The sequence below is a fragment of the Holdemanella sp. DFI.5.55 genome, assembly GCF_020593575.1.
GTDB classification, from domain to species: Bacteria; Bacillota_I; Bacilli_A; order Erysipelotrichales; family Erysipelotrichaceae; genus Holdemanella; species Holdemanella hominis.
Window position 1 is genome coordinate 1 of the sequence record NZ_JAJDMK010000081.1, and the last position, 9,220, is coordinate 9,220.

Sequence of the window (9,220 nt, forward strand, 5' to 3'; positions counted from 1 at the left end):
AAAGAAACCATTCTAGACGCCAACACTAGAATGGTTTTCTTATTTTAGGCATACGCATTACATACTTTAATCACAAAACGCATCAAGGCATATAAATCTTTATATGTTTCTTTTTTGATACGAACCGTACAATCATCCATCTTTTCTACATTGTCCATACGAGATACAAAATCCGCATTTCGACTATGATGGAATGTTATTTCCATTGTGTGAGATGAAGATATAGCTGGTTTTTCATCTGCTTTTAAAGCTTCTTGAATGCCATATGTATATCTATTCTTCAACTCATTAAAGCTACAACACAAAGCACACTGATTGTTTAATGTTTTCTTTGTTTCCACAAATACACAACCAAGTTCTTCTTCTACCTGCTTACCATATTCACTATCACCACTTGCTAAGATAACTGGCACTCCAAATTCGTTTGCCAACAATCGATTTATGCCACTTTCCCCGAGTTCTTTCCCATCTACTACAATTTTTCGTACCATAGTACCCCAAATCGTATGAGCCATAACGCCTGATGAGTTACAGCGAGAATGATATCCAATAAATAATGCTCCATCAAAAGAATCATCTAAACCTTCCATCATCCCAAATTCCTTATAAGCTCCATTTGCGGACACAAAAGCAGCTCTAGGATCTAATTTTGAAGGAAGAAGATTATCCATATTTCCATGACTATCATTGACCACAACTTCTTCTACGCCATTTTGAAACAATAAATCAATCACAAGATTGACTTCATTCATCATATTTGTACAATATTCAGAATATAAGTATCCATTCTTAGATGTATTTGCCGGATTGCTGTTTCCCCAAATACCTTCAATATCGGCTGATATATATATTTTCTTCATCTAAAACACCTCTACAGAACGATCTAATATTCCGTTCATTTTCGCAATCGCAATACCATAATTTGTGAATAGCACATGCTGTTTCTTACATTCTTTTACGCGTGACTGCACTTCTTTTTCATTCAACATACATGCACCACAATGAATCACAACACTATATTTAGAAAGATCTTCTTTAAATCCTTGTCCAGAAGTAAATTCAAACGTAATATTCTTCTTTGTATAATTCAAAATCCATTTTGGAAGCTTGTCCGTACCAATATCACCACACTGTCTATGGTGCGTACACCCTTCACTAATCAATACACAATCCCCATCTTGAAGATGATCCAATTGATTGGCCCCTTCAAGCACTGTAGATAAGCTTCCTTTTAAGCGTGCCATAAGAATAGAGAAAGAAGTTAAATGAATAGATTTATCTACGATTTGACTTACCTTGTTAAAAGCCTGGGAATCTGTAATAACCAGTTTTGGAGTAACCTTCTTTAAGGTTGCATCCAATTCTTCTACCTGACAAGTCATACCAATCGCATGATGATCTAAAATATCTCTTAATACAAGTTGTTGAGGCAAAATCAATCTTCCTTTAGGAGCCGATTGATCAATTGGAATAACAAGCACAATAACATCGCCAGAATCAATTAAATCACCAATAATTGTCTTTTCTTTCTGTTTCTTTACGACACTAGCCAACAATTGCTTTAATCCATCTATATTGTCATTGTTTAGAGCACTCACATAGATTTCATTAGAAGCCAGTTCTTTCTTTTCTTCAATCAAATCACACTTATTAAAAACTATAAAATAAGGTAATTTATTTTCTTTAAACATGTCAATCAAATCCAAATCTATTTTTTGTAGACCTACATTCGCATCAACGACCAATACGGCCATATCCATTGTTTTTAAAACTTCTAACGTTCTTTTGATTCTCAATTCACCCAAAGCACCTTCATCATCCATACCCGGCGTATCCACAATCACAACAGGTCCAATCGGCAAGATTTCCATTGATTTCTTTACTGGATCTGTCGTAGTTCCCTTTATATTAGAAACTAAAGACATACTCTGGTTGGTAATCGCATTGACTACACTGGATTTTCCAGCATTTCTTAAACCGAAAAATCCAATGTGTGTACGATTTGCGCTTATCGTACTATTTAAATTAGACATAATTAGAACCTGAAATCTCTACGATTGCTTGACTTGATCGCATCCACATTGTCACGAGCAATTTGTTGAGCTTTCGCATTTGGAATCTTGTTAAATTCTTTTTCAATCAACTCAAAACCAATTCTCTTTGTATCTTCACTCGCATAATCCACTAAAAATTCACATAAAGTCATCAATGCGTTAGGATGACAACAATTTTGAATTTGCCCTGTCTTACACAAAGACATGAAACGATCTCCTGTTCTTCCTTCTCTATAACATGCCGTACAGAAAGATGGAATGTAACCTAACTCCATCAGCCAGTTCACAACTTCATCTAATGTTCTTTGGTCAGATACATCAAATTGTTCTGAATCATGAGGACGTTCTTCTTCTGTATATCCACCAACAGATGTACGACTTGCCCCGCTAATTTGAGATACACCTAAGTGAAGCATTTTTTCACGAACTTCTTGAGATTCACGTGTAGAAATAATCATTCCAGTATATGGAACGGCAATACGGATACATGCTGCAATCTTTTCAAAGATTTCATCATCCAAACTATTATCGAACGCTTCTGGATCAATATCATCTGCATGTTTTACACGAGGCACACTAATTGTGTGTGGACCTACACCGTGAACAGCTTCTAAGTGTTCTGCATGCATCATTAAGCCGGCAAATTCATATTGGTAGCCTTCCAAACCAAATAATACACCCAATCCAACATCATCAATTCCACCTTCCATGGCTCTATCCATAGCTTCTGTATGATAGTCATAATCGTGTTTAGGTCCTGTTGGATGCAACTCTAAATAACTCTTTTTATTGTATGTTTCCTGGAATAAGATATAAGTTCCTATTCCAGCTTCCTTTAATTTACGATAGTTTTCTACCGTTGTAGCCGCAATATTTACATTGACACGGCGAATTGCACCATTCTTGTGTTGAATCGAATAAATAGTTTTAATAGAATCCAAGATATATTCGATTGAATTGTGTACTGGATCTTCGCCTGCTTCAATAGCTAAACGTTTATGTCCCATATCTTGTAGCGCTATAACTTCATCACGAATCTGATCTTGTGTTAATTTAATACGTTTAATATGTTTATTCTTCATGTGATAAGGACAATATACACATCCATTTACACAATAATTTGATAAATATAATGGGGCAAACATCACAATACGATTACCATAGAATGCTTGTTTAATTTCATTGGCAAGCTTATACATTTCTTCTACTTTTTCAGGAATGTCACAAGCTAAAAGTACACTTGCTTCACGGTGTGTTAAACCCTCACAATGAACACCATGCTCTGTCTTTTGTGGACGAGCCTTATTTAAAATTTGATCAATCAATTCAACATTATGTTTGTTCTTTTCGGCATATTCAATTGTTTCAAGAATTTCTTCATGACTAATAAATTCTTCTGCCTTTAATGATTTTGGGTTATAATTACTCATTTTTTATATCTCCTCTTTTATTTTTTAATATCTCCACGATCAGTTACGATCTTGTATCCTATTGAATCCATACGCCTTGATAAACAATCTTTACATTCTGCACTCTCTTCGCCTGTACAAATTTTATTATCATACAATGCATATTTTTTTCTGACACTCACCGGCGATAAATTAGGCATAACTACATTGGCTCCCGCAAGAATTCCCTTTTCTCTTCCTTGAGGATCAATCGTTCCTAAAGCTGTTGTAGCAGGAAGTAAAATGTTTGGTTGAATCAAACGAATCAAAGACAATAAGAATAAAGTTTGATTCAAAGTTCCACACGTCATATCTTTAAACGGTGTATCCTTTTGCGAAATAAAAGGACCAATACCACACATGTCAGGTTTAAATGTTTCAATAAACTTCAAATCCATCGCCAAAGTTTCACTGGTCTGATAAGGTGAACCTATCATGAAGCCACATCCTACTTGATATCCGATTTCCTTTAAGTCTTTTAAACACTGCATACGATGATCAAAAGACATATTTTTTGGATGCAGCTTTGCATAATGATTTTTACTTGCCGTTTCATGTCTTAATAAATAACGATTGGCTCCCGCATCAAACCAAGCCTTAAATGTATCTCTATCTTCTTCACCTAAAGAAAGGGTAATCGCACAATCTGGATATTCACTACGAATCTTTTGAACTACATTTGTGACAAAATCCTTTTTATAAATTCCTTCGCCACCTTGCAAAACAAAAGTGCGAAAACCAAGTTCATAACCTTCTTTGCAGCAATGCAGAATATCTTCTTCGGCTAATATATAGCGATCACAATTTAAATTGGACTTGCGAATCCCACAATAGAAGCAATCGTTGCAACAATAATTTCCCACTTCAATAAGTCCACGTACATAAACTGAATTCCCATATATTAACGTAGCTTGTTCTTTCGCTTTATTAGCAGCATATAGGCGTAAAGCATCATTTTCAGCTTCAATTAAAGTTTTATATTCTAATAAACTTAAAGAGTGTTCTCTTTCAAGTTTATCAATCAATCGATATGCTTCAATCATGGCTAATCACATTGGAATAGGCTGTTTTCACACTAATTCCTTGTATATTTCCTAATTTACCTGCCAAAGCAGCAATTGTATTTTGTGGGGCATCTAACGCAATTGAAATTACGCTTATATGTTTTTGTTTGTAAGGTATTCCCATTCTTCCAATAATATATTCACTATATTCATGAAGAATTTCATTCAATAGATTCACTGCATTTGTATCTTCTACAATAATTCCCATCACGGCAACACGTGTTTCCATATTCATCTCCTTCTTAAAGAAAAAAGCCATACTCCACACACAAAAAGAGCATAGCAATAGTTCTACTTACAAATTTCTTATAAGCACCTTTCACGCAGAATTCTCTTAATGTTGGGAGCAATTTTCTTTATACCTTATATAATACACGAAAATGTGATAGATTTCACAAAGAATAGTTAGTTGTATATAATTTAATACTCTTTTAACATAATTCTTGATATAATTAGAAGAAGAAGTTCCCATATGAAAGATCCTTATTTTCCAAGAAAAAAATTCATTACGAACTATATTGTCGCAATTATTACTTTCATTTTGACTTTGATTATGGGAATCGTGATCTTCTTTAACGACATTTCAATTACGGTTGAAAATAATTCTAGAAAAACTCCGATTATCATGTTGTAAGGCGAAGTGAGCATTTAAATACAATATTAAATATCAACTATTCCTATTTAAATGTACTTACACAAGAACTACCTAAATCTCAAGATTTATTCTCAGAGGATAATATTTCTTTAATTCAAGCCTTTATGAATAATACAGATTTAAATCGAACAGCAATCATCGATCCAAATGGAAATGCTCTGTATGATAATGAAGTCATAAAAAATGTAGCTCATCGTCGATATTTTAAAGAATCTATGCAAGGCAATCAATCTCTTTCAGATCCATTAGAAAGTAGTGTTGATCAAAAAACACGTGTTATTTTATGCGTGCCCATCTTTAGAGTTAGACAAGTCATTGGTGTAGTAGGCGGTTCTTACAATGTCATAAAACTAGCAATATGTTGTTTGATGATCTGTTTGAGGAACAAGGAAAAAGTTTTATTGTCGATCAAGATGGAAATCTAATCACTAAAGATAAACAGTATGAAAAAAAGCATAAGCTAAATATAGTCGATAATTTATTTAATGTCTGTAATCAAAAGAAAATCAAAACCGATTTTAAGAAACAAAAATCAGATCTTATCTTAACTCAAACAAAAAAGAAAGAATCTTTATATTTAGCTTATTCCCCGCTAAAAATCAATGATTAGATGGTCGGCTATATCGTACCGGTTCATGCAGCTCAAGAATCATATACATTTATTATTCACTATGAAACTTTATTGGCAACATTTTTAGGCTTGATCGTATTGAGTCTTATAGTGTATTTAGCTCATTCAAGTTCAAGAGAAAATAAGTATTTGATTCATTTATCTGAAATTGATCCATTAACTTCCATTTTCAATAAGGAAACAACGCAAAAACTCATTGATCAAAAACTAAATAATAAAGAACATTGTTGTTTCTTGATTCTTGATGTAGATGCCCTTAAATCCGTTAATGATAATTATGGTCATGCGATAGGTGATAAAGTCTTAGAAAACTTGGACTTACTCTTTAAGAATCATTTTAGACAGAGTGATATTGTTGGAAGAATTGGAGGAGATGAATTTATTATTCTAATTCAAGATGAAAATATTGCTGAATCTAGAATTCAGTCTCTACTTCAAAAAGTCAATGAATTAAAGATTGAAGAATTAAAAGATTTCAAATTATCAATCAGCATTGGAATTGCCTTTGCCCCTAATGGAACAACCTTTATGGAGCTGTATCGCCATGCCGATCAAGCCTTGTATCAAACAAAACGAACAGGTAAAAACAATTATAAAATATATAAAAATGACGAGAACTAAATCTCGTCGTTTTCTTATACATTCGTGTAATTAAAGCTCATTAAATCAACAGGCTTATCCTTAATATAATTTTTGATTTCTAAGCCTTCTAGTTTAGCTGGACGAACTACTATTTCGTTTTTAACTACATCTTCTTTAACCAGCTTCATCTGTTTCATTTGTGAAAATAAATCCTGCAAAACTTCCATTCTTTTAGGGATACCCCTATACACATATTCAATTGCACTTTCACTTAACGCTAGGCTTCTAGAAACATATTTCTTGCCATTCTTTTCAGCATTATATTGAATATAGAACCAGAAACGTAACATCTGTAAGTTCTCACCTTTACTATTTTTCAAAAAGATGTCCTTCCAAGATGAATTTACTACTTCTTCTCTTTCTTTCTTTACAGAAGACTTCTTTTCTTTTAATAACTTTTCGCTTGGCTTATCAATAATGCTCTTGTTCATCAATTCTTCCATTTCGATATCCGTGAACTTGATAACATAAATTTTTCTACCATTCATTTCACTATCACGAACCAAACGAACACTTTTTAATTTACGAATCAACATATCCATAGATGGTCTTTCTGTACTTCCATCCAGTAAGCGGAATACATATTGATTGGCTTGGACACTTGTCAATTCGTTTTCATATACCCAGTCATGCGTTTCTGCATACGGGTTTTTTACTGCCATAAATCTAGCGTAACAAAATAATCTTAAAGAAAGGGCGGCTGCACCATTCTCATTACTGTTTACGTTTTTAATAAAACGTTCTCTATTTTTCATCAACATTTCTGTACTCATTAAATCTCTCCTTGAAAAAATTCGAACGCAATAGATTATATCATCATTTGTAAACTTTTGCAGAAATAATTGCTTGTTTCCAAGTAATTATTTCGACAATTCGATAAATTCTTCAATTCTTGATTTTGCGGTTTCTAATGCAGAAATCCAGAAAGCTTCATCCGTTAAATCAACACCCAATACTTTAGCTGTATCTTCTACCGATGCAACCGTTGTTGTGTGTAACATCTCTTTGTATTTAGGAACGAATTTTTCTTTACCCATCTCTTGATATTTCACAACTAAGCCTCGCGCAAACAATCCACCAAAAGCATATGGCCAGTTATAATAACTTAGATCTGAAGAATAGTAGTGTGATTTACAAACCCACATATATGGATGTAAACAATTTGGATCAAGTCCATCGCCATAAGCTTGTTTTTGTGCGTCCAACATAATTTCATTCAACTGATCCTTGAATAAGAACTCATCACTTCTTCTGTCAAATACGGCTTTTTCAAATAAGTAACGAGAATAAATATCACAGATGATCTGACATAAGTCTTGAAGCTGATTTTCAATCAAACCTAATTTAACTTCTTTATCCTCTGTTTCATCAATCACTGCATTCATAATGATATTTTCATTGAATGTGCTTGCCGTTTCTGCAACTGGCATAGAATACTCCCAATTTAATGGTCTATGACTTTCAATGTTTAATCCATGATATGCATGTCCAAGTTCATGAGCCAAAGTAACTACGTCACCAAGTCCTCCATCAAAATTAGTTAATACGCGTGATTGTTTCACAAACGGCATATTGCAGCAGAAAGCTCCACCAACTTTTCCTTTATGTGGATAAAAATCAATCCAGTTATTGTCAAAAGCTTCTTCCATCATATCGGCCAAGTCATCAGAAAATGGTCTAAAATGATTAACCAAATATTCTTTTGTAGTTTCTGGAGTAAAACTTGTCGTAGCTGATTTTCCAATTGGCGCAAATAATTCATACCATGGAAGGCCATTTTCATACCCTAACATTTCAGCTTTTCTTTTCAAATACTTATGGAATACTGGCAAGTATTTCTGCATTGCACTAAGAAGTGCATCTAATGTTTTTTGGGATACATGAGACTGGTGTAGCGTCATATCCATTGGACTTGTATAGCCACGCATTTTAGCTTCGGTAATCACTTGTAGTTTAATGTTGTTTAAAGAAAAACTTACTGCATCCGCAATAGGTGCATAACTTTTAAGTTCAGCTTCATAGGCAGCTTTACGAACTTCTTTATCTGCATCATACGCTAGATTACGAACCGATGCCAAAGGTAACTTTTTACCATCATATTCTACTTCCAATGAACTTGTGAGTAGACTTTGTTGCTTCTCCCAAGCAGAACCTGCAGAAATATTCATTTTTGCAAGTGTCTCTTCTACGTCTTCACTTAACAAATATTTTCCGCTTTCGTGAATATCATTTAAAAAATATTTGTATTCACAAAGTTCTGGACAATCTAAATAGCTGTTTAAATCCTTCATATCCGCAATATAGCGAGAGAATACTGCCATAGCCTTACTGGCTATACTTGCGATAGTAGCTACTTTATCAATGGCTGCTGCCGCTTTCGCATTCGCCGTATTTGTGGATTGACTCAAAGATCCAAAGCAACTCAAATGTTTTTCTAATAATTCAAACTCTTCTAATACTTTAACAATTTGAAGAAGATCTTTCTTTTCATTTTCATGACTTAAAGTCTTTGAAAGTTCATCCAATTCTTTTGCCTTCTTTTCAAAAGATGTTAGATCTTCACTAAATTTAGGATCATCAAATCCCTTGTACAATATGTCTAATGACCATTCTGAATTCATATCAATTTCCTCCAATTTATTAAATTATACCATAAGAAAGTAGGCGGCATAGTTTAAATTCTGCCGCCCCTTATCAAACCATACGTGCCCTATTAAGGCATACGG

Annotated in this window: 10 protein-coding genes; 3 read left to right on the plus strand and 7 right to left on the minus strand. The window is 33.7% G+C overall.

All coding sequences use genetic code 11. The annotated features are described in order from the left end of the window. Nucleotides 1-44: 44 nt before the first annotated feature. From LJE08_RS11760 to LJE08_RS11780, 5 genes are read right to left on the minus strand one after another with little or no spacing between them, the layout of a single operon-like run. Entirely contained in the window at nt 45-860 is an 816-nt protein-coding gene (locus LJE08_RS11760; protein WP_186999689.1) for a M55 family metallopeptidase, read from the minus strand. Then, on the minus strand, nt 861-2,033 hold the full coding sequence (gene hydF / locus LJE08_RS11765) for a [FeFe] hydrogenase H-cluster maturation GTPase HydF (protein ID WP_227403325.1): 1,173 nt from the start codon (nt 2,031-2,033) through the stop codon (nt 861-863). A gap of 2 nt (nt 2,034-2,035) precedes the next feature. Beyond that, complete coding sequence (hydG, locus tag LJE08_RS11770; RefSeq protein ID WP_117926104.1) at nt 2,036-3,484, minus strand: [FeFe] hydrogenase H-cluster radical SAM maturase HydG; 1,449 nt, start codon at nt 3,482-3,484, stop codon at nt 2,036-2,038. A 17-nt stretch (nt 3,485-3,501) separates the two neighbouring features. Beyond that, the gene (gene hydE, locus LJE08_RS11775) at nt 3,502-4,545 is read right to left on the minus strand and encodes a [FeFe] hydrogenase H-cluster radical SAM maturase HydE (protein ID WP_227403326.1); all 1,044 of its coding nucleotides are present in this window, start codon (nt 4,543-4,545) and stop codon (nt 3,502-3,504) included. Beyond that, nucleotides 4,538-4,795 (minus strand): TM1266 family iron-only hydrogenase system putative regulator, encoded by a 258-nt coding sequence (locus LJE08_RS11780; RefSeq protein WP_117926100.1) that lies wholly within the window; start codon nt 4,793-4,795, stop codon nt 4,538-4,540. The genes hydE and LJE08_RS11780 overlap by 8 nt, the downstream gene beginning before the upstream one ends. Before the next feature lie 243 nt (nt 4,796-5,038). On the opposite strand from LJE08_RS11780, the gene LJE08_RS11785 reads away from it, so the two are divergent. The 3 genes from LJE08_RS11785 to LJE08_RS11795 all read left to right on the plus strand — a co-directional run bounded on the left by LJE08_RS11785 (nt 5,039) and on the right by LJE08_RS11795 (nt 6,473). Then, nucleotides 5,039-5,200, plus strand: a complete 162-nt coding sequence (locus tag LJE08_RS11785; RefSeq protein WP_227403327.1) for a hypothetical protein — start codon at nt 5,039-5,041, stop codon at nt 5,198-5,200. Nucleotides 5,201-5,325: 125 nt separating this feature from the next. Next, complete coding sequence (locus LJE08_RS11790; RefSeq protein ID WP_147346800.1) at nt 5,326-5,646, plus strand: hypothetical protein; 321 nt, start codon at nt 5,326-5,328, stop codon at nt 5,644-5,646. Nucleotides 5,647-5,831: 185 nt separating this feature from the next. Further along, on the plus strand, nt 5,832-6,473 hold the full coding sequence (locus tag LJE08_RS11795; RefSeq protein ID WP_117926096.1) for a GGDEF domain-containing protein: 642 nt from the start codon (nt 5,832-5,834) through the stop codon (nt 6,471-6,473). 14 nt (nt 6,474-6,487) lie between these two features. On the opposite strand, the gene LJE08_RS11800 is transcribed toward LJE08_RS11795, so the two are convergent. Together LJE08_RS11800 and LJE08_RS11805 are read right to left on the minus strand one after the other, a co-directional pair. Next, nucleotides 6,488-7,267 (minus strand): hypothetical protein, encoded by a 780-nt coding sequence (locus tag LJE08_RS11800; protein ID WP_227403328.1) that lies wholly within the window; start codon nt 7,265-7,267, stop codon nt 6,488-6,490. 87 nt (nt 7,268-7,354) lie between these two features. After that, nucleotides 7,355-9,115, minus strand: a complete 1,761-nt coding sequence (locus tag LJE08_RS11805; RefSeq protein WP_227403329.1) for a M3 family oligoendopeptidase — start codon at nt 9,113-9,115, stop codon at nt 7,355-7,357. Between the last annotated feature and the right edge of the window lie 105 nt (nt 9,116-9,220).